Origin of the sequence: Chelativorans intermedius (assembly GCF_025398255.1) — a bacterium.
Lineage (GTDB): Bacteria > Pseudomonadota > Alphaproteobacteria > Rhizobiales > Rhizobiaceae > Chelativorans > Chelativorans intermedius.
In genome coordinates this window covers 166,183-189,108 of record NZ_JAODNW010000010.1, presented here as the reverse complement: position 1 = coordinate 189,108, position 22,926 = coordinate 166,183, and the positions used below count along the sequence as shown (strand labels likewise).

The 22,926-nt window shown below is 67.2% G+C and carries 22 protein-coding genes; 4 read left to right on the top strand and 18 right to left on the bottom strand.

Annotated elements, in window-relative coordinates; all coding sequences use genetic code 11:
- Nucleotide 1 precedes the first annotated feature (1 nt).
- The 6 genes from kduD to NYR58_RS09955 form a co-directional block, all read right to left on the bottom strand.
- Entirely contained in the window at nucleotides 2-757 is a 756-nt protein-coding gene (gene kduD / locus NYR58_RS09980; RefSeq protein WP_261520446.1) for a 2-dehydro-3-deoxy-D-gluconate 5-dehydrogenase KduD, read from the bottom strand.
- A complete protein-coding gene (gene kduI / locus NYR58_RS09975) occupies nucleotides 754-1,578 on the bottom strand; it encodes a 5-dehydro-4-deoxy-D-glucuronate isomerase (RefSeq protein ID WP_261520445.1) in 825 nt (274 codons plus the stop codon). Before kduI ends, kduD begins: the two co-directional genes overlap by 4 nt.
- 60 nt (nucleotides 1,579-1,638) lie before the next feature.
- On the bottom strand, nucleotides 1,639-2,436 hold the full coding sequence (locus NYR58_RS09970) for an NAD-dependent epimerase/dehydratase family protein (RefSeq protein ID WP_261520444.1): 798 nt from the start codon (nucleotides 2,434-2,436) through the stop codon (nucleotides 1,639-1,641).
- Between the two features lie 8 nt (nucleotides 2,437-2,444).
- Complete coding sequence (locus tag NYR58_RS09965) at nucleotides 2,445-3,722, bottom strand: TRAP transporter large permease (protein ID WP_261520443.1); 1,278 nt, start codon at nucleotides 3,720-3,722, stop codon at nucleotides 2,445-2,447.
- Between the two features lie 117 nt (nucleotides 3,723-3,839).
- Nucleotides 3,840-4,385: a TRAP transporter small permease gene (locus NYR58_RS09960; protein WP_261520442.1), complete on the bottom strand. Its 546-nt coding sequence runs from the start codon at nucleotides 4,383-4,385 to the stop codon at nucleotides 3,840-3,842.
- A gap of 30 nt (nucleotides 4,386-4,415) precedes the next feature.
- Nucleotides 4,416-5,399, bottom strand: coding sequence for a TRAP transporter substrate-binding protein (locus tag NYR58_RS09955; RefSeq protein WP_261520441.1), 984 nt, complete (start codon nucleotides 5,397-5,399; stop codon nucleotides 4,416-4,418).
- Between the two features lie 155 nt (nucleotides 5,400-5,554).
- Here NYR58_RS09955 and NYR58_RS09950 point away from each other — a divergent pair, with 155 nt between their 5' ends.
- From NYR58_RS09950 to NYR58_RS09935, 4 genes are all read left to right on the top strand, one after another.
- Nucleotides 5,555-6,283, top strand: coding sequence for a FadR/GntR family transcriptional regulator (locus tag NYR58_RS09950; RefSeq protein WP_261520440.1), 729 nt, complete (start codon nucleotides 5,555-5,557; stop codon nucleotides 6,281-6,283).
- Between the two features lie 100 nt (nucleotides 6,284-6,383).
- Nucleotides 6,384-7,289 carry a 5-dehydro-4-deoxyglucarate dehydratase gene (kdgD, locus tag NYR58_RS09945; protein ID WP_261520439.1) on the top strand — a complete coding sequence of 302 codons (906 nt, stop codon included), beginning with the start codon at nucleotides 6,384-6,386 and terminating at the stop codon, nucleotides 7,287-7,289.
- Nucleotides 7,286-8,422, top strand: coding sequence for a mandelate racemase/muconate lactonizing enzyme family protein (locus NYR58_RS09940; RefSeq protein ID WP_261520438.1), 1,137 nt, complete (start codon nucleotides 7,286-7,288; stop codon nucleotides 8,420-8,422). Before kdgD ends, NYR58_RS09940 begins: the two co-directional genes overlap by 4 nt.
- A gap of 1 nt (nucleotide 8,423) precedes the next feature.
- A complete protein-coding gene (locus NYR58_RS09935; protein ID WP_315903331.1) occupies nucleotides 8,424-9,275 on the top strand; it encodes an amidohydrolase family protein in 852 nt (283 codons plus the stop codon).
- An 11-nt stretch (nucleotides 9,276-9,286) separates the two neighbouring features.
- Here the strand turns inward: NYR58_RS09935 and NYR58_RS09930 are convergent, their stop codons facing one another.
- From NYR58_RS09930 to araD1, 12 genes are all read right to left on the bottom strand, one after another.
- Nucleotides 9,287-10,585: an MGH1-like glycoside hydrolase domain-containing protein gene (locus NYR58_RS09930; protein ID WP_261520437.1), complete on the bottom strand. Its 1,299-nt coding sequence runs from the start codon at nucleotides 10,583-10,585 to the stop codon at nucleotides 9,287-9,289.
- Nucleotides 10,586-10,593: 8 nt separating this feature from the next.
- The gene (locus NYR58_RS09925) at nucleotides 10,594-11,646 is read right to left on the bottom strand and encodes an ABC transporter ATP-binding protein (protein WP_261520435.1); all 1,053 of its coding nucleotides are present in this window, start codon (nucleotides 11,644-11,646) and stop codon (nucleotides 10,594-10,596) included.
- A gap of 14 nt (nucleotides 11,647-11,660) precedes the next feature.
- On the bottom strand, nucleotides 11,661-12,506 hold the full coding sequence (locus tag NYR58_RS09920) for a carbohydrate ABC transporter permease (RefSeq protein ID WP_261520434.1): 846 nt from the start codon (nucleotides 12,504-12,506) through the stop codon (nucleotides 11,661-11,663).
- Nucleotides 12,503-13,348 carry a carbohydrate ABC transporter permease gene (locus NYR58_RS09915; protein WP_261520433.1) on the bottom strand — a complete coding sequence of 282 codons (846 nt, stop codon included), beginning with the start codon at nucleotides 13,346-13,348 and terminating at the stop codon, nucleotides 12,503-12,505. The genes NYR58_RS09920 and NYR58_RS09915 overlap by 4 nt, the downstream gene beginning before the upstream one ends.
- A 161-nt stretch (nucleotides 13,349-13,509) precedes the next feature.
- Nucleotides 13,510-14,790: an ABC transporter substrate-binding protein gene (locus NYR58_RS09910; protein ID WP_261520432.1), complete on the bottom strand. Its 1,281-nt coding sequence runs from the start codon at nucleotides 14,788-14,790 to the stop codon at nucleotides 13,510-13,512.
- A gap of 15 nt (nucleotides 14,791-14,805) precedes the next feature.
- Nucleotides 14,806-15,870: a LacI family DNA-binding transcriptional regulator gene (locus NYR58_RS09905; RefSeq protein WP_261520431.1), complete on the bottom strand. Its 1,065-nt coding sequence runs from the start codon at nucleotides 15,868-15,870 to the stop codon at nucleotides 14,806-14,808.
- Between the two features lie 134 nt (nucleotides 15,871-16,004).
- Entirely contained in the window at nucleotides 16,005-16,637 is a 633-nt protein-coding gene (locus NYR58_RS09900; RefSeq protein ID WP_261520430.1) for a 2-dehydro-3-deoxy-6-phosphogalactonate aldolase, read from the bottom strand.
- Nucleotides 16,634-17,557 carry a 2-dehydro-3-deoxygalactonokinase gene (locus NYR58_RS09895; RefSeq protein WP_261520429.1) on the bottom strand — a complete coding sequence of 308 codons (924 nt, stop codon included), beginning with the start codon at nucleotides 17,555-17,557 and terminating at the stop codon, nucleotides 16,634-16,636. Before NYR58_RS09895 ends, NYR58_RS09900 begins: the two co-directional genes overlap by 4 nt.
- Before the next feature lie 6 nt (nucleotides 17,558-17,563).
- On the bottom strand, nucleotides 17,564-19,087 hold the full coding sequence (locus tag NYR58_RS09890; RefSeq protein ID WP_261520428.1) for an aldehyde dehydrogenase (NADP(+)): 1,524 nt from the start codon (nucleotides 19,085-19,087) through the stop codon (nucleotides 17,564-17,566).
- Between the two features lie 46 nt (nucleotides 19,088-19,133).
- A complete protein-coding gene (locus tag NYR58_RS09885; protein ID WP_261520427.1) occupies nucleotides 19,134-20,057 on the bottom strand; it encodes a Gfo/Idh/MocA family protein in 924 nt (307 codons plus the stop codon).
- A gap of 39 nt (nucleotides 20,058-20,096) precedes the next feature.
- Complete coding sequence (gene araD / locus NYR58_RS09880) at nucleotides 20,097-21,842, bottom strand: L-arabinonate dehydratase (protein WP_261520425.1); 1,746 nt, start codon at nucleotides 21,840-21,842, stop codon at nucleotides 20,097-20,099.
- Between the two features lie 111 nt (nucleotides 21,843-21,953).
- Entirely contained in the window at nucleotides 21,954-22,925 is a 972-nt protein-coding gene (gene araD1 / locus NYR58_RS09875; protein ID WP_261520423.1) for an AraD1 family protein, read from the bottom strand.
- Nucleotide 22,926: the final 1 nt, after the last annotated feature.

The window sequence follows — 22,926 nt, the reverse complement described above, 5'->3', positions numbered from 1 at the left end:
CTCACCGCGCGAGCCAGCCCCCGTCCACCGGCAGCACCGCGCCGTGAACATAGCGCGCCGCGTCGGAGGCGAGGAACACCGCAGCACCGCCGAGATCGGAAGGCTCGCCCCAGCGGCCGGCCGGAATGCGCTCAAGGATGGCGCGATAGCGCGCCTCGTCCTCGCGCAGCGCCGTGGTGTTGGCCGTGGCGATGTAACCCGGCGCAATCGCGTTCACGTTGATGCCGTGCGCCGCCCACTCGCAGGCCAGAAGGCGCGTCAGGCCGAGGACGCCGTGCTTCGACGCCGTATAGGAGGCGACGCGGATGCCCCCCTGGAAGGAAAGGACCGAAGCGATGTTGACGATGCGCCCGCCGCGACCGCGCTCCAGCGCGGCGCGGCCGAAGGCCTGGCTCAACAGGAAGACGGCCTTGAGGTTGACGTCGATCACCGCATCCCAGTCGCTTTCGGGAAAATCCACCGCATCGGCACGGCGGATGATGCCGGCATTGTTGACCAGGATGTCGAGCCCCTCCCCGCGCCGCGCCTTGCCTTCCAGCAGGCCGGCGGCCGCCCTGGGATCGGAAAGGTCCATCTTCAGCGGCTCGGCGCTGCCACCAGCGGCCCGGATACGCTCCAGCGTTTCGTCCATGGACGAGCGGCCGGCGCAGACGACGTGCGCACCGGCCGCTGCCAGCGCCTCCGCGATGCCCTGGCCGATGCCCGTATTGGCACCCGTCACCAACGCGCGGCGGCCCGACAGGTCGAAGGACGTCATTTCATCTCTCCGATTTCGACCATCTCCACATCCTTGTAGTCGATATTATCGCCGGCCATAGCCCAGATGAAGCTGTAGGAGGCGGTGCCGGCGCCGGCATGGATCGACCAGCTCGGCGCGATCACCGCCTGATGGTTGGCCACGACGAGATGCCGGGTTTCCTGCGGCTCGCCCATGAAATGGAAGACGCGATGCCCCTCGGCCAGGTCGCGGTAGAAATAGACCTCCGAGCGGCGATCGTGCAGGTGGGCGGGCATGGTGTTCCAGACGGAACCCTTGCCAAGCCGCGTCATGCCCATGACGAGCTGGCAGGTCTCCACAACCGCGGGGTGAATGAACTGATAGATGACGCGCTCGTTGGAGCTTTCGGTGCTGCCAAGCGCCACCTGCGCGGCATCTTCGATGCGGATATGGCGCGTGGGACAGGCGCGATGGGCTGGCGCGGAGACGAGGTAGAAGCGTGCCCCCTCACCGGAGAAGGAAAGCGGGCCGGCGCCCATGCCGACATAGAGCATGTCGCCATCGGCCATGGCGTGTGCCTGGCCCGCAGCGCGCACCTCACCGGCACCCTGCACACAGGCAATGCCCACCTCGCGGCGGTCGAGCAGGCTTTCCGTGCCCGTCTGCGGCACGTGCGAGATCTCGACGGTCGCACCTACCGGCGCGACGCCGCCGACGATCATGCGGTCGTGGTGGGAATAGACGAGGCGCGCCTCGCCGCGGCGGAACAGATCCTCAATGAGGAAATGCTCGCGCAGCTGCGCGCTCGTCATGGTTCTTGCAAAATCCGGGTGAACCGGATGGCGGGTCTGCGTCGTCATCGTGAACGCTCCTCGTGCCCTGGGTTTGCCGCTTGTGCCCGGCGCCGGCGCAGGCGCCGGCTATTCCTCCCGGATCGGTTCGGCCACGAACAGGCCGCCCTGATAGAGCGCCTCCACCGAGTCCTTCGCCGGCGGCGGGGCCTTCGCACAGACCTCTTCGCGATAGACGGCCGAATTGTCCTTCGGCCGCCAGCCGAGATAGCCGACATGGCTGTTGTCCCACCAGCGGTCGTCGTTGTCGGAAATGCCGTAGATGACCGGGCAGCCAAGGCGCGGCACGGCGAAGACGCGCTCGACCAGGGAGACGAAATCGTCGGGGCTGAGCCAGGTGGCGAGCATGCGCCGGTCGACGGGCCTGGGAAAACATGAGCCGATGCGCACGATCGCCGTCTCGATGCCGAAGCGGTGATGGTACATCCGCGCCAGCCCCTCGGCGAAATGCTTGGACAGGCCGTAGAGCGTGTCGGGCATGGGCACCGCCGTGTGGTCCAGATACTGGTCCTGGCGGTAGAGGCCGACCACATGGTTGGAGCTGGCAAGGAAGATGCGGTTGCAGCCATGCCTGCGCGCCGCCTCGTAGACATGAAAGACGCCATGGATGTTGGCGTTGGCGATGACGGAGAACCTGTCCTCCACCGACTGGCCGCCCAGGTGCACGATGCCGTCGCAGCCCTCGACGAGGCTCTCCACCGCGCGCTTGTCGCCGAGGTCGCATTGCACCACCTCCTCCCCGGCACCGGCGGGGCCGAGATCGGCAATGTCGGAGACGCGCAGGGTTTCGGCGAGATGGGCAAGGCGCTGGCGCGCCATCCTGCCCAGTCCGCCGCCGGCGCCGGTGATGAGAAGTCGCTTCAGCATGGGCACTCTCATTGCAGCATGTTCGGAAGGGTCATGGATATGGCGGGAACATACGTCGTCAACAGCAGGGCGACCAGGATGGCCAGATAGAAGGGCCAGATGGTCCTCACCGCGTCCTGGATCTTGACCCCGCCCACCACGCAGCCCACGAACAGGCAGGCGCCCACCGGCGGCGTGCACAGGCCGAGGCCCAAATTCATCATCATGATGATGCCGAACTGCACCGGATCGACACCGATGGAGACAGCGACGGGCAGGAAGATGGGCGTGCAGATGAGAATGAGCGCCGCCATGTCCATGATCATGCCCAGGGCCAGCAGGATGAGGTTGAGCATGAGCAGGATGACGATCGGATTGTCGGAGACGAATGTGAGCGCGCCGGCGAGCAGCTCGGGCACGCGGTAGAGCGTGAGCAGATAGGCGAATGCGGAAGCGCAACCGACCAGGATCATCACCAGCGAGGTGGTGACGACCGATTTCAGCACCGCCTTCTTGAAGTTCTCCCATGTCAGCTCGCGGTAGACGAGCGCCGTGACGGCGATGGCATAGATGGCGCCGAAGGCGCCCGACTCGGTGACGGTCATGACGCCCGAGAGCACGCCGCCAACGATGATGACGGCCGTAAAAAGCCCGGGAATGGCATAGACGAAGCTGGAGGCCAGAACCGCCCAGCCGGGAAACTCCTCCCCGCCATAGCCGCGCCGCACGGCCACCAGATAGGCGGCAATGGCCAGGCAAAGGCACATGAGGATGCCCGGCACGATGCCTGCGATGAAAAGCTTGGAGATCGAAACGCCGCCGGCGGCCACCGCAAACAGGATCATGTTGTGGCTGGGCGGGATGACGATGCCGGCGATGGAGGAGGTGACGGTTACGTTCACATTGTAGTCGGGCGCATAGCCCTTCTCCTTCATCACCGGCATGAGAATGGAGCCCAGGGCGGACGTATCGGCCACCGCCGAGCCCGAAATGCCGCCGAAGAGCATCGAGGAGGCGACGTTGACGACCCCCAGCCCGCCGCGCATGGCGCCGACGGCCGCGGCCGCCAGGCGCACGAGCCGGGCGGCGATGCCGCCCTGCATCATCAATTCGCCGGCGAAGATGAAGAAGGGGATCGCCAGAAGCGAGAAGACCGAGATGCCGGAAAGGATGCGCTGGAAGGCCACGAACAGCGGCAGCCCCTCGTAGAGAAAGCCGGCGACCGCCGCCGCCCCCAGGGCGAAAGCCACCGGCACGCCGGCGATCATCAGGCCGAAGAAGAGGCCGAAGAGGATGAGAAGACCCATAAAGGTGCGCCCTTTCTAGACCGGCTCATCGTTTCATTGAAACGCTGATCCGGTCCATCTATCTGTTTTTGCTACATTTTTGCGACGCCAGATGATTCCATCTGGCTGCAAAATGCCCTAGCGTCCGGGCGCACGCAGGCGCCGGTAGAGGCCAGCGGAGACGAAGAGAACCATCAGCACGCCACAGATGATGAGCGGCGCGGCACGCCAGCTTTCCGACAGGCCGAGCAGGGGCACCTTGCGGTTCAGGTTCGTGGCCACCAGATGCCACCCCTGCCAGGCCATGAAGGCGCCGAAGGCGATGAGGGCCACGTCGCTTATCAGATGCAGCGCCGCGCGCGGTCCCTCCGGCATGGCCTCGCGGATGAAGTCGATGCTCAGATGCGTGCCGCGGTGCACACCCACCGCCGCGCCCAGGAAGGTGATGTAGAGGACGAGGATGAGGGCCGCCTGCTCGACCCAGGTGGGCGTGCTGTTGAGCACGTAGCGGCCGAAGACCAGCCAGCCGAAGATGGCAATCAGCACGACGAGAAGCACGCCGGCGACGCGCAGGCACAGATCGGACAGACCGTCGAGGAGCCGCTCCGCCGTGGCCGGCGTGCCGGCCCGCTCATCCTCTTCCTGCATGATGCGCCCCTTGAACCATGCGCGGGGGGCCGGCATCGCCGCGCCGGCCCCAAGACGCCGCCTGCCCTATTTCGTCTCGCGGATGGCCATAATCAGCGGCTCCAGATCGGGATTCTCCTGGACGAAGGTCTCATAGAGCGGCTGCATCGCCGCCTGGAACATCGCCTTGTCCTCGACCTCGTTGACGATCACGCCCGCCGCCTCGACCTTCTCGCGGCTTGCCTTGGAGCGTTCTGCCCAGAGCTGGCGCTGCGTCTCGGCGGCCCTGACGGCGGCCTGGCGCACGATCTCCTGATCCTGAGGCGTCAGCTCGTCCCAGCTTGCCTTTGCGATGCACAGACATTCGGGAATGATGAGATGGTCGGTGATGGAGTAGTATTTCGCCGCCTCGTAGTGGTTGCTCGACTCGAAGGAGGGATAGTTGTTCTCCGCCCCGTCGATGACGCCCGTCTTCAGCGACTGGAAGACCTCGCCATAGGCCATGGGCGTGGCGTTGCCGCCCAGCGCGTCGACCATCTGCACGTAGAGATCGTTGTTCATCACGCGGATCTTCAGCCCCTCCACATCCTGCGGCGTCTTGATGGGCTTCTTGGTGTTGTAGAAGCTGCGCGAGCCCGAATCGAACCACGAAAGGGCCACCAGCCCGTATTCGGAAAGCGCGTCGGAAAAGCGCTGGCCGATCTCGCCGTCCATCACCTTGTGCATGTGCTCCACGCTGTCGAACAGAAAGGGCAACGACAGCACATTGGTGGCCGGCACGATCGGCCCCATCGGGCCCATGTTGAAGTTGGCGAAGTCAAGCGCGCCGTTGCGCGTCTGCTCGATGGCATCCGGCTGGGCACCCAGAACGCCGCCATTGTAGACGGTGGGATTGATGCGCCCTTCCGTCTTCTCGGCCACCTCCTCGGCGAACTGTTCCATGGCCACGGTGTTGGGATAGCCTTCCGGGTGAATGTTCCAGCCGCGCCAATCGACGGCGGCAGCGGTGCCGGCAAAGGCGAAAAGGGCCGCACCGGCGAGCGCAGCGCGCAGGGATGTCCTGATGTGCATGGTGTTTCCTCCCAGTCGGAATATTTGTCATATATCCTTTTTGTCTTATAATATCTCTTCAGATGCTGCGTCAATATGCATCGGACAGGCCGCGCGTTGACAGGCACGCACGCCGGCGTGCAATCATGCTGCGGCTTGGAAGGGAGAGGTTGGGGATGGCCGAGGAAGCTGCCGAACACCGGCGCGAAGGGCGTGTCAGCCTTGTCAGCAAGGTCAGCGACGACCTGCGCCGCCGCATCGTCGAGGGGGAGCTGTCCGTGGGCGAGAAACTGCCCAGCGAGGCCGAGCTGACGCGCCACTATGCCGTCAGCCGCACTGTGGTGCGCGAGGCGATTGCCGCGCTGCGCTACGAGAACATGGTGGAGCCGCGGCAGGGCGCTGGCGTCTTCGTGCGCAACAACCGGCCGGCCGGCGGCTCGCCCTTCCCGCTTGCGGATACGGCGCGCATCTCCTCCATCATCGAAATCCTGGAGTTGCGCGCAGCCGTCGAGATAGAGGCGGCGGCGCTTGCCGCTCAGCGGCGCTCGCCCGCGCAGGAAGAGGCGATCATGGAGCGCTATGACGACATCAATGCCCTGATCGCCGAGGGGCGGCCCACGCTGGAGGCCGACCGCGCCTTCCATCTGGCCATCGCGGACGCCACGAACAATCCGCGTTTCCGCGAGTTTCTGGAGCTCCTCGGGCCCAGCGCCATCCCCCGCGCCATGCTGCAGCCGGGCCGCGAGACGGCGACGAAGGAATATCTCCTGCAGATCCAGGAGGAGCACCGGCGAATCGCCGAGGCCGTCTCCGCGCGCGACGAGGACGCAGCCCGCCAGGCCATGCGTGTGCATCTGATCGGCAGCCAGCAGCGCTATCGGGCGCGGCTCCGCCCGCAGGGGTGACGGCACCTGCCGCCTGTGCAATACATCATACATCTGTTGACAGATATATGATAAGCCGTATCATCCACGCGAGATCCGCAGCACAGGAACATACAAGACCATGGACCCCCTTGAGCTGAAGTCGGCGCTTGCCGCCGGCCTTCTGTCCTTTCCCGTGACGGCGTTCGATGCCGATGGCGACTTCAACGGCCGTCCCTATCGGGAGCACGTCTCCTGGCTTTCGGGCTTCGGGGCGAGCGTGCTTTTTGCCGCCGGCGGCACCGGGGAATTCTTTTCGCTGGCGCCCGAGGAGGTGCCGACCGTGGTCCGCGCGGCCAAGCAGGCGGCGGGTGAGACGCCCATCGTTTCCGGCTGCGGCTACGGCACGCGCATGGCGGTGGAGATCGCCAGGGCGGCGGAGGCTGCAGGCGCCGACGGCATCCTGCTGTTGCCGCACTATCTGATCGAGGCCGGCCAGGAGGGGCTTTACAGCCACGTGAAGGCGGTGTGCGAGGCCGTGTCCATCGGCGTCGTGGTCTACAACCGCAACAACTCCATTCTCAAGCCCGACACGCTGGCGCGGCTGTGCGAGGAATGCCCCAATCTCGTCGGCTTCAAGGACGGTTCGGGCGACATCGGGCTCGTTCGCGAGATCACGGCGAAGATGGGCGACAGGCTCAGCTATCTGGGCGGCATGCCGACGGCCGAGCTCTTCGCCGAAGCCTATCTGGGCGCCGGCTTTTCCACCTATTCCTCGGCGGTCTTCAACTTCGTGCCCGCGCTGGCGCAGGAGTTCTACGCCGCGCTGCGCGCCGGCGAGCGCGGGACGACCCTTCGCATCCTCAACGAGTTCTTCTATCCTTTCATGGCGATCCGCGACCGCGGGGCGGGCTATGCCGTTTCGGCGATCAAGGCCGGCGTGCGCATCATGGGCTTCGCGGCTGGGCCCGTGCGCCCGCCCCTGACCGATCTGACGGCGGAGGAGACGGCCATGCTGGAGGCGCTGGTGGCGCGCTACAAGCCATGAAGATTGCAGACGTCCGCACCCATGTTCTGGAGCACCGGCTGGACCGCGCCTTCCAGAGCGCTTCCATGCGTTTCGACCGGCGCCAGCACTGCCTTGTGGAGATTGTCTGCGAGGACGGCACCACGGGCTGGGGCGAATGCCTCGGCCCGGCGCTTCCCAATGCGGCGGTGGTGCGGGCCTATGCACAGGCGCTGATCGGCCGCAATCCGCTGGAGACGGAAAAGATCTGGCTGGAGCTTTACAACCTGCTGCGCGACCAGGGCCAGCGAGGGCTGACCGTGACCGCCCTTTCCGGCATCGACATCGCCCTGTGGGACATCAAGGGCAAGCGCTTCGGCGTGCCCATATCTCTTCTGCTCGGCGGGCGCTTCCGCGAGAGCGTGCGAGCCTATGCCACCGGCTCCTTTCGCCTGGAGGGCGTGGACCGGGTGGAAAGCGTGGCGCGCGAGGTGGCCGGATACCGCGAGGAAGGCTTCCACGCGGTCAAGATCAAGATCGGCTTCGGGGTCGAGGAAGACCTGAAGGTGATCGAGGCGGTGCGCGCCGCCATCGGGCCGGACATGCGCCTGATGATCGACGCCAATCACGGCTACGACGTGCTGGAGGCGGTGGAGCTGGGCAGGCGCGCCGCGCCCTACGGCATCGACTGGTTCGAGGAGCCGGTGCTGCCCGAGCAGCTCGACGCCTATCGCGCCGTGCGCGCCGGCCAGCCGATCCCGGTGGCCGGCGGCGAGACGTGGCACGGCCGCTATGGCATGGCCGAGCCCATCGCCAGCCGCGCTGTCGACATCGTGCAGCCGGACATCTGCGGCACCGGCGGCTTCACGGAGATGCGCCGCATCGCCGATCTGGCCGCCATGCACGGCGTGCGGCTCGTCCCCCACGTGTGGGGGACGGCGGTGCAGATTGCGGCCAGCCTTCAGTTCATGGCCGCGCTTGCCCCCAATCCGCCGCGGCCCGAACCCATGGAGCCCATCCTGGAATTCGACCGCACGGAGAACCCCTTCCGGCAGGCCGTGGTCAAGACGCCGCTGGAACACGAAAACGGTGTCGTGCGCATCCCCGACGGCCCCGGTCTCGGCATCGAGATCGAGCGGGCGACGCTCGCGCAGTTCGCGCTGAAAGAGGCTTGAGGTGATCAAACGGAAGCTGTCGGGCGCAAGACCCCGGACGCCGATGCCGACCGGCGCCACCGATACGCAGATGCACATGTATCTGCCAGGCTTTCCCGCCCTGCCCGGCGGGCCGGACCTGCCGGAGGGCTTGCCCGGCCCCGACGCCTATCGCAAGGTGATGGCGTGGCTCGGCATCGAGCGCGTGGTCATCACCCAGGGCAACGCCCACCAGGCCGACAATGCCAATCTCCTGGCCTGCCTTGCGGAAATGGGGTCTGTGGCGCGTGGCGTGGCGGTGATTACAGGCCAGACACCGGACGCGGAGATGGAACGGCTCGCCGCTGCCGGCGTGCGGGGCGCGCGCATCATGGATCTGCCAGGCGGCGCGGTGGGGCTGGAGGCGCTGGAGGCCGTGGAAGCCCGTGCCCGCGCCTTCGGCTGGTGCCTTGCCGTGCAGTTCGACGGCAGCCGCCTGCTCGACCACCTGCCGCGGCTCGAAAGGCTCCAGAGCCGCTTCATCATCGACCACCACGGCAAGTTCTTCTCCGGCGTCGCCCCGTCATCGCCCGAGATTGCGGCGCTGAAACGCCTGATCGACCGGGGCAACTGCTGGTTCAAGTTCGCCGGCTGCTACGAGTCCTCGCGCGCGGGCCCGCCGCACTACGAGGACATCGCCGCCGTGGCGCGGGAAATGGCGGCCCACGCGCCCGAGCGCATCATCTGGGGCACCAACTGGCCGCACAACCTCGTCAGACGCACCGCCGACTACCCGGACGATGCCGTGCTCCTCGACACGGTGCTCGGCTGGGTGCCGCGGGAGCACCACCAGAGGGTTCTGGTGGACAACCCGGCCGAGCTGTTCGGTTTCTGAACCTCGCGGGCTCAGGCAGGCGCCGGCTGGCGCGCCGCGCCGTTCAGGAACTCCAGCACCATGGCTGCCGTCCAGGTGAACCGGTTGCCGCCGCAGGGCTCGCCCGTCATGGGATCGTAATATTCGGCAAAGCCACCTTTCTCGATGAGCTCCAGGCTGGAAGCGCGGATCGCCTCGGCCACCCGATCCATGCCGGCGGCCACAAGCCCGTCGGCAATCAGATAGTTGACGATGAGCCAGGCCGGCCCGCGCCAGTAGCGCTTGGCATCGAAACGCGGGTCGGCCGGATCATGGCTCGGCACCACAAAGCGGCAACGCGCGCCAAGCGCCTCGATGCGGCTGCCCAGCGCGCGGGCGCGCACCTCGGGAATCGCGGCAAGCAGCGGGATGAGCCCGCCCACGGACGGGCTGTCGATAAGCGCGTCCGTCGTGCGGTCGAGGCACAGATACTGGCCATGGGCTTCGCTCCACAGCCTTTCCAGCGCCTTCAGCCCCTTCTCGGCGCGCGCCCGGTTGGCGCGGGCGATCGCGTCCATCCCGAGTTCCTCCGCCAGCGCGGCAAGATCGGCACAGGAGCGGATAAGGATGGCATTGAAGCCCGGATCGACGACGCGGAAGGGCGAAACATCGTGCAGCAGCTCGTTGTCCCAGCCGTGGTGGCGGAAATGTTCGAGCAGCCAGAGATAGCGGTCATACTGCTCCTTGGTCGGCCGGTGGGCGGGGTCAGCGTGCTCCACATCGCGCCGCCGGTAGGGGGCAATGCCCTCATGCGGCACACGGCGGAAGGGCTCGTCCCAATCGACCGCGTTGTCGCGCCCCGACTCCCAGGGGTGGATGATGGCCACCAGCCCCTCGCGGCGTGGGTCGCGCGCGGTGTAGAGGAAGGCGTGCCAGCGGTCGATCTTCTTCACCAGAGCGGCCGCGCGCCGGGCACTTTCCGCCTTGTCGGCCGAGCGCTCATGGATGCGCCGGGCGGCAAAGCCCGCCACCGGCGGCTGGGTGATGCCCGAGGTGGGCACCGGACGCTCGGTCTGCCACACCTCCGGTCCGGGGAAATAGCCCTCGTCCTCCTGGTGGAAGACGATGTGCGGCACCATGCCGTCCGGCCACTGGTGGGCGAACAGGGTCTCCATCTCCCGCCAGGCCCGGTCCTCGTCGAAGGAGGCAAAGCCCAGTGCGGTCAGGCAGGAGTCCCAGTTCCACTGAAAGGGATAGAGGCCCTTGGTGGGCACCGTATAGGCGCCGCGGTCGTTCTCACGCAGGATTTGCGCCGCCTGACTGGCAAGGCGCGCGCGGTGTTCTCGATTCATGTCACGCTCTATCGATGGGGTTGCAGGGATTCTTCGCTTTCGGGGTCGAACCAGCGGATGCGCTGCGGCATGGGCGCCAGCTTGACCGTGTCGCCGCGCCTGAGCCGTATATCGCTGTCCAGCACGGCGCGGAAGAGATGGCCTTCCACCTCGCAGGTGGCCAGCACATGCGGGCCCAGCGGCTCGACGACGCGCACCTTGGCCGGCAGGCCGTCCTCCGCCGGATGCAGGTCCTCGGGTCGGATCGCGAAGGCGATTTCCTCGCGCTCGGCCTGCGGGCCGTCGAAGCGCACCCCCGCCACCTGCCAGGAGCCGTTGTCGGCCTTCCTGGCGGGCAGGAAGTTCATCGGCGGATTGCCGATGAAGGAGCCGACGAAGCGCGCCGCCGGGTTGCGGTACACCTCGATGGGCTCCGCAGCCTGCACGATCCTGCCCTGGTTCATCACGGCAATGCGGTCTGCCAGGCTCATCGCCTCCACCTGATCGTGGGTCACATAGATGGTCGTGGTCTTGCTTTCGGCCAGCACGCCCTTCAGCTCGGCACGCATTTCGAGCCGGAGCAAGGCATCGAGATTGGACAGCGGCTCATCCATCAGGATCACGTCCGGCTCCATGGCCAGCGCCCGGGCCACGGCCACGCGCTGGCGCTGGCCGCCCGAAAGCTGGCCGGAGTAGCGCTTGAGAAGCTGGCCGATATGCATGAGCTCCGCCGTGCGCGTGACGCGACGGTCGATCTCGGCCTGCGGCAGCTTCTGCATCCTCAGCCCGAAGGCGATGTTCTCGAACACGGTGAGGTGGGGAAAGATCGCGTAGTTCTGAAACACCATGGCGATGCCGCGCTGGCGGGGCGGCAGATGGTCGACGCGCCGCCCGCCGATCCACACCTCGCCCTGGCTCGGCGTCTCCAGCCCCGCGATGATGCGCAGGAGCGTGGTCTTTCCGCAGCCGGAGGCGCCGAGCAGCACCATGAACTCCTGATCCTCGACGGTAAGGTCGATGGAGTGGAGGGCGGTGAAGTCGCCGAAGCGCTTGGCGACGTTTCTGATGGAGATTTCGGCCATGGTTTCAAGCTCCCCTATCGGTTGGCGATGCCCCACATGGCGAAGAGATATTTGCGCACGGCGAAGATGAAGATCAGCGCCGGCACGACGAGGACGGCGCCGCCGGCAAACTTCAGGTGGAGCGGCGAGACATCGAGATTCTGCAGGAGGAACGCGGTCAGCGTGCGGTTCTCGATGGTCAGCACGGCAGCGGCGAACACCTCGTTCCAGGAAATGACGAAGGCGAAGACGGCCGATGCGGCGATGCCCGGAAGAACGAGCGGCAGCACCACCTTGTAGAACGCCTGCAGCCGCGTGCAGCCGAGCGTCCAGGCCGCTTCTTCCAGCTCCACGGGGATGCCGGAAAAAAGCGAGAAGGTGATGAGCACGGCAAAGGGCAGCGCCAGCGTGGTGTGCACGATCGCCAGGCCGATGGCCGTGTCGTCGAGCCCGGTGCGGATGAACATGACCGCCAGCGGCAGGGCAAGCAGCGGCAGGGGGAAGGCACGGGTCATCAGCACCATGATGCGGAAGGTGCCCTTGCCCCGAAACTCGAAGCGTGACAGCGCGTAGCCCGCCGGCGCGCCCAGCCCGATGGCCAGCACCATGGTGATGCCGGCCACCAGAATGGAGTTGAAGAGCGCCCTGAGAACGCCGCCGAACTGCAGGAAGAAGGTGATGCTGCCCATCTCGAAGCCGGGCACGAAGCTCTTGGGGAAGGCGTTCACCTGATCGGGCGAGGACAGCGCGTTGACCGTCAGCAGATAGATGGGTGCGAGCACCCAGGCGCACAGCAACACGATCGTGGCAGCGAAGAGAAGCCGCGCCGGCCTGCGGATGTCGGCCGCCGTCGCGGCGGCGGTTGCGGTGGCGGTGGTCATATCCGAGCCTCCTTGGGTACGCGCAGCGTGCGCAGGAAGACCAGAGTGAAGGCGATGGAGATGGCGAGGATGACCAGCGCATAGGCCGCCGCCACATGCCTGTCCTGCAGATCGAACTGCCAGACATAGGTCTCGCCCATCAGCACCGGCAGGTTCGTGCCGCCGAGGGCCGCCACCACCGCAAACACCTCGAAGGCGAGGATGGTGCGCAGGATGAGCGCGGTCTGGATGCTGGGCCGCAGCAGCGGCAGGGTGATGCGCACGAAGCGCTTCCACGGGCCGGCGCCGAAAACCTCCGCAGCCTCGTAATACTCCTTCGGGATCAGCCCCATGCCGGCCACCAGGATGACGAGCACGATGGCCGTCGCGCGCCACAGCTCGGCCAGCACGACGGCGATGAAGATGGTTGCCTTGTCCTGATAGCCGAGCCAGGTGGTCGGCTGGTCGATCAGGCCGAGGCTCGAGAGGATGCTGTTCAGGAAACCCGTCTGCTCGAAGATGGCGAGCCAGATGATGCCGGCGGCCAGATCCGAGATGCCGAGCGGGATCGTCCAGATGTAGAGGATGACGTCGCGGCCCGCCCCCATGCGGGTGACCAGCGTCGCCATCAACAATGCCAGCGCAAGCTGCAGTGGCACCACCGCCATCGCCAGAAGGATGGTATTCCAGAAGGCGGTGGAGAACTTCCAGTGGTCGGCCATGGTGCGGAAGTGCTCGAGCGTGAAGCTGCCATCCTGCGAGACCGCCTGCCAGGCGACCAGCAGAAAAGGATAGATGAAGAACACGCACAGGAAGAGCGTGGCCGGCAGAAGCAGCAGATAGGGCAGCGAGCGCTGTTCCATTCCTCGGTCCCTTGTCTCAGGTCCCAGCGCTGGGGCGGGCACCGGCCCCTGCTGCCACCGTCATCTCAAGGCGTCGGCGGCAGCAGGCGGGGTGCGCTCACCTCCGGGACATCGGTGCAAACCCCGCCCGACCTGCAGCCGGGCGGGAGGCTTCAGAAGCCTTATTCGACCGGGCAGGCACCCTCGGAAGGCTCGTCGGGCGCCCAGCAGGGCGCGCCCGCCTCCTCCATGATGGCGCGCAGCGCCTCGGCCTGATCGTCGAGCACGGCGCGCACATCCTGGCCCGCCAGCACGATGCGCTCGAACGTGTCGTTATAGACCTGGTTGAACTTGCCGCCGAGGTCGCCCAGCCCCATGGGGAGCAGGCCGGGATTGGCATCCTCGGCCCCCGACATGGCCGCAATGGCGGCGCCCGAGATCCTGACGGCCGCCGGCATGTCGTCCGGCAGTTCGACATCGACGACGGGGAAGAAGTTGGTGGCCCTCAGCGTGGCGATCTGCGTCTCGGGCTTCAGCATGTAGGCGGCGAGCGCCTTCGCCTTTTCCATGTCCGGCGCCGTCTCGGGCACGGCCACACCGGCCACCACCGGCATGAAGCCGCGCCCCGTCGGGCCGGCAGGCGCCGGGAAGGCGACGAAGTCGTCCGGCCGTTGGTTGAAGGCTTCGGCCAGCCGTGCCGTGTGGTCGAAGGCCACCCACACCTCCTCGGTCAGAAGCTGCTCCTGCATGAAGGCGAAGCTGGTGGAAGCGGGGTTGGTGTAGGCCCACAGCTCCTTGAACTTGTTCCAGGCTTCCTCCGCCTCTGCAGAGCGGAACTTGGTGACCATGGAGTCGGTGTAGGAGGGATAGAGATAGCCCTGGAAGAAGCGGTGCTTGAGCCCCTTCGGCCCGGCAGGAAAGCCGAACTTCGGCCCGCCGGTCTCCTCGGCAAGCGTCTTCATCCAGGCGATCAGCTCGTCATAGGTGAGCGCGTTGATGTCGGCGCCCTCGGGCAGATAGTCGAGCGCCTTGCGGTTGGCCGCCATGATGTAGGTGGCCTGCATCCAGGGCAGATATTTCTGCTCGTCGGTGCCGAGACGGCCAAGCTGCTGAAAGGTGTCGTTCACGGACACGCCGCCCAGATCGACATCGGACAGATCGACGAGATTGTCCGCCAGGGTGGTGAAATCGCCGTGCAGGCCGCCCAGAAGACCGATCGTGCCCTGCCCGGCCTCCAGCTCCGCCTGGATGCGGGTGAGCCACGGGCCGGTATCGCTCGCCTGGTAGTCGACCGACTCCGAGAAGCCCGAAAGCACCTGCTCACGCATGGCCTGCGTCTCCTCCACCGGCTTGGCCTGAGTGGACCAGAACAGGATGTCGGCCTGTGCGCTTCCTGCCATCGCGGCAAGCGTGCCGCCTGCAAGCAGCGCGCTTGCCAGCCTCTTCATCGTGGGTTTCTTCATCGTCTCTCTCCCTTTCTAGACTTGCCTGATGCGCGGGCGGCCGCCTGCCGGCGACGGTGCCGGCCCATGGCTGCCGCGCTCTATGAAGCGGGGCACCTTGAGACTCGACAGCGGCCCGCTTCGCCCGTCCTCGATCAGACGGGTCAACATGTCGGCGATCTCGCGCCCGCTCTCGCGCGTCGCCTGGTCGAAGGTCGTCAGGCCGGGCGAGGAAAAGCCCGCCGCGGGAACGTTGTCGAAACCGACGACCGAAAGATCCTCCGGCACGCGAAGGCCCATGGCCTGTGCCTCGCGCATCGTCATCAGCGCCAGCTCGTCGAACAGGCCGATCACCGCCGTGGGACGCTCCGGCGCAGACAGCATGCGGCGGATGGCGGCGCGATGCGCGTCGTCGTCAAAGCGCGGCGACCGCGCAATCGCCAGCCGCACCGTGGGGTCGCCGATCTCGGCTATGCCCGCTTCGAGCCCCGATTCGCGGTGGCGGCGGAAGGTCATGCTGTCGCTGATCGTCACGAGACCGAAATGCCGGTGGCCCAGCGAATAAAGACAACGGAATGCCTGCAGGAAGGCTGCCTCGCCGCTGGTGTCGAGCCAGCTATAGGGCGCATCCTCGTCGGAAAGCCGCCCGTGCAGGACGAAGGGAAAGCGCTTCTCCATCAGGAAGGCGACGCGCTCGTCCTTCTCCGCGATGCGCGTCAGCACCACGCCGTCGACACGGCCGGAATGAACGAGGCGCTCCAGAACCTCAAGCTCCGACTGGCCGGCCGACGCGGTGGCGATCATCAGGTCCACACCCTTGGCCACCAGCCCCTCGCCCAGCCCGGTCACGAACTGGCCAAGGAAGGAATCGACGAAGTTCGGCCCGCGAATGGGCAGAACCAGCCCGACGAAACCGCTCTTGCCGGAGACCAGCATGCGGCCGGCCATGTTGGGCACGTATCCCATCTCGCGGGCCTTCTCGGCCACGCGGCGGCGGGTCTCCACGGCAATGTCCTCATAGCCGCCCAGCGCGCGCGACACCGTGGCGACCGAAAGGTCGAGCGCGGCTGCCAGCTCCTTGAGCGTGCTCCTGCGACGCAAACATTCCTCCCCGATTGGCCGTTTCCAGGCCAAAACGTTTTAGATCTTGTTCGATCGTCTTCTAAAACGTTTTAGGAATGTGCCGCAAAAACCAAACGACGTCAACAGCGCCGTTCCCGTTTCGCAAAGCAAGATCAGCCGCCGAACACGGCGTCGTAAGCGGCAACCGCGGCGCGGGCCCTTGTGGCGACTTCGGCGGCATCCGCGGCCGGCCTGTAGAGGCTCGACCCGAGGCCGAAGGTGCGCACGCCTACGGCTGCATAGGCGACGAAATCGCGCTCGGAAACGCCGCCAACCGCGCCCACCGGCACCCCGTCGGGCAATACGGCCATGATGGCCTTGATGCCCTTGGGGCCGAGCACGGAGGCGGGAAAGAACTTGAGCGCGGAGGCCCCGGCCGATACGGCGGCAAGCGCCTCGGTGGGCGAGAAGACGCCGGGCATGGTGATCATGCCGTGCCGGCCGGCGCGGGCGATCACCGCCGGATCGACATTGGGGCTGACCAGCAGATTGCCCCCGGCATCGTTCAGGCGATCCACCTCCTCCACAGAAAGCACGGTGCCCGCACCAATGAGCACGCCCTCGGGCGCCAGCCGGCGCGCCGCCTCGATGGAACGGAAGGGATCGGGCGAATTGAGCGGCACCTCGATGGCCTCAAAACCCGCCTCGACCAGGGCGCCGACGATGGCCGGCGCCTCCTCGGGCCTCAGTCCGCGCAGAATGGCCACCAGATCGCGGGTAAGCTTCGGCCAGGCGATGCGATTCATGCTGTTCTCCTTTCCGGCCACAGCGCCGTTGCGGCGTTGAACAGGCCCCGGCGCACCAGGCTTTCGCCATCCATGGTGCGGCAGGCGATCCCGGCCGCAGCAAGCGCGGCCTCGTAGGCCGCGCCCTGGACACCGCCGCCCACCAGCACGACGGCCGTCTCATCCCCGATCATGCCGCGGGCGGCGGCAATCTCCGCCCCGACGAGAAGGCCCGAAAGGCGCGCCCGCGGGTCCGCCGGCGCCCTGCCCAGCAGGCTGGCGGCACGGATCGAGAAGAGCTTTCCGGTCAGTCCCGCGCCGTCGGCCTGGAGCTCCTCCACGGCGGCGCGGAAATCGGGGGAATGCGGGCTGCCGCCGTCCTGTCCCAGCATGTCGCGCAGGATGGAATGCTCGCTCATCAGGGCGAAAAGCTCGCCGGTCATGAAGGTGGTAAAGGCGAGAAGCCGGCCATCCTCGACACGCACCCACTTGGAATGGGTGCCCGGCATGCAGAACAGGCCGGAGCGCTGGCCCTGCGCCACGGCGCCGGCAAGTTGCGTTTCCTCGCCGCGCATCACGTCTTCCCTGCCCGCCTCGCGCTGACAGACACCGGGCAGAATGCGCACGTCGCGCCCTGCCCCTTCGACGCGCACTGCATGGGCATGGAGCGTGTCGAGCGCGGCGGGCGTGTCGCGATAGGCCGCCTCACGCCAGGCACCGCGGGCGCCGGCCATGCCGGCGACCACCACCGGCAGGTCGGGCGCCGCACCCAGTGCCGAAAGATGCGCCTCCATCACCGCCTCGAAGCGGTCGGGCAGGCAGGCGCGCATCCCCTCCCCGCTGGAGCGGGCCGCCAGCACGCCGCCATGGCCATCCAGAAGCCACAGGCGCATGTTGGTTGTGCCCCAGTCGATGGCGGCGCAGAAGGCGGGCGCGGCCATCGGCGCTCAGCCCTTCAGGTCTTCCGGCAGAAGGGCGGCCGGCATGTCCTGATAGGCGACGGGGCGCAGGAAGCGGCGGATGGCCAGGGTGCCCACCGAGGTGGTGGAGGCATTGGTGCTGGCCGGATAGGGCCCGCCATGCATCATGGCGTCGCTCACCTCCACGCCGGTGGGGAAGCCGTTGGCAATCAGCCGGCCGGCCTTGCGCGAAAGGATGGGCATGAGCGAGGCGGCGAGCGCCGTGTCGGCCTCCTCCATGTGCAGCGTGCAGGTGAGCTGACCTTCCATGCCGTGGGCGATCTGGCGCATCTCCTCCTCGTCCTTTGCGCGCACCACGAGGCCGAAGGGGCCGAAGACCTCCTCATGGAGGGCAGGATTGGCGCGCCACTCCTCGCCGGTGGTCTCCAGCAGAACCGGTCCGGCGTTGCGGCCTTCCGCCTTCGCCGCCAGGCGGGCGCGGGCGCAGTTGAGACCGAGCGCACGGTCGCGCCCCTTGCGATAGGCCTCGGCAATGCCCGCCGTCAGCATGGGCTGTTCGGCGACCTTTTCAAGCGCGGCCTGGGCCGCCTCCAGAAACGCATCGACATTCGGGCCATCGAGCGCCACCGCCACGCCGGGATTGGTGCAGAACTGTCCGACCCCCATGGTGAGCGAGGCAGCCCAGCCCTCGCCGATCTTCGCCGCCCGCGCGGCAAGGGCCGCTGGCAACAGGAACACCGGATTGACCGAGCCGAGCTCGCCATAGAAGGGGATGGGTTCCGGGCGGCCGGCGGCCAGGTTGAAGAGCGCGCGCCCGCCGCCCAGCGAGCCGGTGAAGCCCACGGCCTTGACGAGCGGATGTGTGACAAGCGCCTCGCCCGCCTCCCGCAGGTTGCTCTGGATGAGGGAGAAGACGCCAGGGTGCTGGCCGGTCTTCTCGATGGCGGCAAGGATCGCCTCGGCCACGATCTCGCCGGTGCCGGGGTGGGCCTGATGGCCCTTGACGATGACCGGACAGCCGGCGGCCAGTGCCGAAGCCGTGTCGCCGCCCGCCGTGGAGAAGGCGAGCGGGAAGTTGGAAGCGCCGAACACACCCACCGGGCCGACGGGAAGCTGCATCAGCTTCAGGTCCGGCTTCGGCAGGGGCTGGCGCTGCGGGTCGGCGGGATCATGGCGGCGGTCGAGATACGCGCCCTTTTCGATGTGCCGGGCAAACAGGCGAAGCTGGCCGGTGGTGCGGCCGCGCTCGGCGTTGATGCGCGCTTCCGGCAGGCCGGTCTCGCGCGTGGCTATGTCCGCGATGGTCTCGGCGCGCGCCTCGATCTCGTCTGCAATGGCATTCAGGAAGGCGGCGCGGCTCTCGCGGCTCGAATAGCCGTAAGCCCAGAAGGCTTCCTCCGCGGCCTGCGCCGCCCTGTCCACCTCCGCCGCCGTGCCGACCGAGAACTGGTGGGCGGGCCCGGTGACGGGATCGGAAGAGAAGGTGCTTTCGCTCGCCACCCACGCGCCGGCGATCAGGTGCTTTCCGTGCGGCTTGAAATCGTGCGACATGTCCCGTTCCTTCCGTGAGAGAGCGTTCTGGCGAGATGGCCCCTATCTATTCGTGAAAAGGCGCGACGTCGACCTGGCGGCCGACAAGAAATGCGTCCGCCACGAGCTTGAGCGGCGCAACATCGACATCGCTTTCGCCCTTTTCCACGAGGGCCGCGAAGTGCTGATAGATGCCGTCATATTCGGCCTCCAGCCCGCCCTGGCGCTCGTCGCCATCGACCGACATGCGACTGCCGCCATCGGCCAGCACCAGGGCGCCCGCATCGGTGTCGATGCGGATTTCCCAGGTCTGCGGTCCTTCCTGCCGCCAGTCGAAGACCGCCTCGACGGCAAAGCCCGCAAGGCTTTCCATCGACAAGGCGACACCGATGGGCATGCGGCGGTTTTCCGGCACCTCCAGCGTGGCGCGCGTGACGAAGACCGGCGGCACGATGGCCGTAAGGATGGACAGCGCGTTGATGCCCGGATCGAAGACGCCGAAGCCGCCGGCCTCCCAGATCCATGCCTGCCCGGGATGCCACCGGCGCACATCCTCCTTCCAGACGATCTCGACATGGCGGATGGTCTTGCCGGCAAGCCAGCGGCGGGCGGGCTCGACAGCGGGCGCAAAGCGCGAGTGCCATGTGGCGAACAGCGTCACGCCGTTCTGCCGCGCCAGCTCCGCCAGCGCCTCCACCTCGCCCACCGTGGCGCCGGGCGGCTTTTCCAGAAGCACGTGGCGGCCGGCGCGGATGGCCGCCACGGCCATGGCATAGCGCGGCGCCGGGGGGACGCACAGCGCCACCGCCGGCACATCCTCCCGCGCCTTCAGGAAGGCGTCGAGGTCGGTGAAATTGTCGACGCCCTCCACCGTTCCGTGACGGCTGACGGCGGCCGCCAGTTCGAAGGCGGAGGAGCGGGCGATGGACGGCAGATGCTGATCTCGCGCGATCTTGCCGATGCCGGCGACGGCAATCTTCATCGTGTTCATGGAATGCCTCTCTCCTCGTGCGGTGAAGCGGCCTTTGCGCTAATGCGAATCCCGCGGCACCGGATGACCCCGGCAGCCTTTCAGGAAATCGAAATCGACGCCCTGATCGGCGCCGAGGACGTGATCGTGGAACAGCCGCGCATAGCCGCTCTCCGGGCGTTGCACCGCCGGTTTCCACGCCGCCAGCCGCCGTTCGAGCTCTGCCTCCGGGATGTCGAGATGCAGGCGGCGGGCCGGCACGTCGATCTCGATCATGTCGCCATCCCGCACCACCGCGAGAGGCCCGCCCTCGGCCGCCTCGGGCGTGGTGTGCAGGACGACGGTGCCATAGGCCGTGCCTGACATGCGGGCGTCGGAAATGCGCACCATGTCCGTCACCCCCTTGCGCAGGACCTTGGGCGGCAGGCCCATATTGCCCACCTCCGCCATGCCGGGATAGCCCTTCGGACCGCAGTTCTTCAGCACGAGCACGCAGGTCTCGTCCACGTCCAGCGCCTCGTCGCCGATCCTCGCCTTGTAGTCGTCGATATCCTCGAAAACCACGGCACGCCCGCGATGGCGCATGAGGTGCGGCGAGGCGGCGGACGGCTTCAGCACCGCCCCCCGCGGCGCCAGATTGCCGCGCAGAACGGCAATGCCGCCCTGTGCCGTCAATGCCCTCTCGACGGGGCGGATCACATCCTCGTTCCAGTTGCGGACATCCTTCACCTCGTCCCAGATCGGGCCGCCGGAGACGGTCAGCGCGTCGCGGTGCAGCTTGCCCCCCTCGCCCAGCATCCTGATGACCACGGGAAGCCCGCCGGCGTAGAAAAACTCCTCCATCAGATATTTGCCCGAAGGCATCAGGTTGACGATGGTGGGGATGTCCCGACCCAGCCTGTCCCAGTCGTCGAGGGACAGGTCGACGCCGACGCGCCCGGCAATGGCGAGCAGGTGAATCACCGCATTGGTGGATCCGCCAATGGCGCCGTTGACGCGGATGGCGTTTTCAAACGCCTTGCGGGTGAGAATGTGGGAGGGTCGCAGGTCCTGCTTCACCATCTCGACGATGCGCCGGCCCGACAGATGGGCCATCACGCGCCGGCGGCTGTCGACGGCGGGAATGGCGGCGTTGCCGGAAAGCGCCATGCCGAGCGCTTCGGCCATGGAGGCCATGGTGGAGGCCGTGCCCATGGTGTTGCAGGAGCCGGGCGAGCGGCTCATGGCCTGCTCGGCCTCCAGAAAGTCTTCGCGGCTCATGGTGCCGGCCTTCACGGCTTCCGACATCTGCCACAGCGCGGTGCCGGAGCCCACCCGCTCGCCGCGGAACCAGCCGTTGAGCATGGGGCCGCCGGAGACGAGGATGGCCGGCAGGTCGGCGCTGGCCGCCCCCATCAGCAGGGCCGGCGTTGTCTTGTCGCAGCCGGCGAGCAGCACCACCCCGTCGAGCGGATTGCCGCGCAGCGCCTCCTCCACATCCATGGCAGCAAGGTTTCGGAACATCATGGCGGTCGGGCGCAGCGCGCTCTCGCCGGTGGAGAAGACCGGGAACTCCAGCGGCAGCCCGCCCGCCTCGTAGATGCCGTGCTTCACGCGCTCGGCAAGGTCGCGCAGATGCGCGTTGCAGGGCGTGAGCTGCGACCAGGTGTTGCAGATGCCGATCACCGGGCGCCCGTCGAAGAGATCGGCCGGAAGGCCCTGGTTCTTCATCCAGGAGCGATGGTAGATGTGGTCGCGCGATGTGCCGCCGAACCACTCCTGCGAGCGCAGCTTGCGCGGCCAGGACTTGGGTGTGAATGCGTTCATGCGTTCAGGTTTCCTTTCGGATCCGGCCTTCCGGCCGGCTTTCTTCGTCGGGCCGCAGGCCGGTGCGGGGCGAGGACCATCCGGCCTGGCGGCGGCCGGCCGATCCCGTTCTCAAAGCGCCGTCACGGTCGTGTCGCGCCTTTCCTCCCGCGCCAGCGGGTTCCTCAGCGGCAGGCCGAAACCGGCGGCTTCGATCTCGAAGACATCGCCCTCGCGGCACGAGATGCCGTCGGCGAAGGAAAGCGTGGCCGTGCCGAACATGTGCACGTGCAGGTCGCCAGGCTGGCAGAACAGGCCGTATTTGAAGTGATGATGTTCGAGATTGGCAATCGTGTGGGACATGTTGTCCTCGCCGGAGAGGAACGGCTTTTCCCAGATCACCCGGCCCTGGCGCAGGATGCGCGAGGTGCCGCGAATGTCGGCCGGCAGATCGCCCACCAGAAGCTCCGGCCCGAAGGAGGCGGGACGCAGCTTCGAGTGGGCGAGATAGAGATAGTTGATCCGCTCCGTCACGTGGTCGGAGAACTCGTTGGCGAGCGCGAACCCGATGCGATGGGGCTTTCCGCTCCGGCCGATCAGATAGAGGCCGGCAATCTCCGGCTCCTCTCCGCCGTCGAGCGCGAAGGAGGGCGAGGCGAGCGGCTCGCCCGGCGCGACGGCGCCCACGCCCGTGCCCTTGTAGAACCATTCGGGCTGAACCCCCTCCTGGCCGGGCTCAGGCCTGCCGCCCTCGATGCCCATTTTGAACATCTTCATGGAATCGGTCATGCCGGCGGTGTCCGCCTCGGCATGCATGGCATCGCGCGCGGAAGCGGACCCCAGATGGGTGAGGCCCGTTCCCGTCAGGAACATGTGCGCGGGGTCGGGATGGCGCACCGGCACGTCGAGCTCGCCCGAAGCGGCGAGCGCGGCAAGATCCACCGCCTCGCCGAACCCGTGGTCGGCCACGACATCGGCCAGCTTGCGCGCCCCTTCGACGGCTTCCACGGCCAGCGCATAGACAGTCTGCGCGCCGGCGACCAGCCGCGCATCGTCGCCCCGGCGGCAGATCACCCCGCCTTTCTTCAACTGCGACAGGTGCATC

Bases quoted from the DNA above. Each gene is read 5' to 3' on its own strand.
- NYR58_RS09900 (WP_261520430.1), bottom strand. From the start codon at position 16,637: ATGAATCGCATCGCCTGGCCGAAGCTTACCCGCGATCTGGTGGCCATT.
- kduD (WP_261520446.1), bottom strand. From the start codon at position 757: ATGACGTCCTTCGACCTGTCGGGCCGCCGCGCGTTGGTGACGGGTGCC.
- NYR58_RS09970 (WP_261520444.1), bottom strand. From the start codon at position 2,436: ATGCTGAAGCGACTTCTCATCACCGGCGCCGGCGGCGGACTGGGCAGG.
- NYR58_RS09955 (WP_261520441.1), bottom strand. From the start codon at position 5,399: ATGCACATCAGGACATCCCTGCGCGCTGCGCTCGCCGGTGCGGCCCTT.
- kduI (WP_261520445.1), bottom strand. From the start codon at position 1,578: ATGACGACGCAGACCCGCCATCCGGTTCACCCGGATTTTGCAAGAACC.
- NYR58_RS09940 (WP_261520438.1), top strand. From the start codon at position 7,286: ATGAAGATTGCAGACGTCCGCACCCATGTTCTGGAGCACCGGCTGGAC.
- NYR58_RS09910 (WP_261520432.1), bottom strand. From the start codon at position 14,790: ATGAAGAAACCCACGATGAAGAGGCTGGCAAGCGCGCTGCTTGCAGGC.
- NYR58_RS09885 (WP_261520427.1), bottom strand. From the start codon at position 20,057: ATGAACACGATGAAGATTGCCGTCGCCGGCATCGGCAAGATCGCGCGA.
- NYR58_RS09920 (WP_261520434.1), bottom strand. From the start codon at position 12,506: ATGACCACCGCCACCGCAACCGCCGCCGCGACGGCGGCCGACATCCGC.
- NYR58_RS09960 (WP_261520442.1), bottom strand. From the start codon at position 4,385: ATGCCGGCCCCCCGCGCATGGTTCAAGGGGCGCATCATGCAGGAAGAG.
- kdgD (WP_261520439.1), top strand. From the start codon at position 6,384: ATGGACCCCCTTGAGCTGAAGTCGGCGCTTGCCGCCGGCCTTCTGTCC.
- araD1 (WP_261520423.1), bottom strand. From the start codon at position 22,925: ATGCACCTGTCGCAGTTGAAGAAAGGCGGGGTGATCTGCCGCCGGGGC.
- araD (WP_261520425.1), bottom strand. From the start codon at position 21,842: ATGAACGCATTCACACCCAAGTCCTGGCCGCGCAAGCTGCGCTCGCAG.
- NYR58_RS09915 (WP_261520433.1), bottom strand. From the start codon at position 13,348: ATGGAACAGCGCTCGCTGCCCTATCTGCTGCTTCTGCCGGCCACGCTC.
- NYR58_RS09890 (WP_261520428.1), bottom strand. From the start codon at position 19,087: ATGTCGCACGATTTCAAGCCGCACGGAAAGCACCTGATCGCCGGCGCG.
- NYR58_RS09925 (WP_261520435.1), bottom strand. From the start codon at position 11,646: ATGGCCGAAATCTCCATCAGAAACGTCGCCAAGCGCTTCGGCGACTTC.
- NYR58_RS09965 (WP_261520443.1), bottom strand. From the start codon at position 3,722: ATGGGTCTTCTCATCCTCTTCGGCCTCTTCTTCGGCCTGATGATCGCC.
- NYR58_RS09950 (WP_261520440.1), top strand. From the start codon at position 5,555: ATGGCCGAGGAAGCTGCCGAACACCGGCGCGAAGGGCGTGTCAGCCTT.
- NYR58_RS09930 (WP_261520437.1), bottom strand. From the start codon at position 10,585: ATGAATCGAGAACACCGCGCGCGCCTTGCCAGTCAGGCGGCGCAAATC.
- NYR58_RS09895 (WP_261520429.1), bottom strand. From the start codon at position 17,557: ATGGCCGCGCCCGCCTTCTGCGCCGCCATCGACTGGGGCACAACCAAC.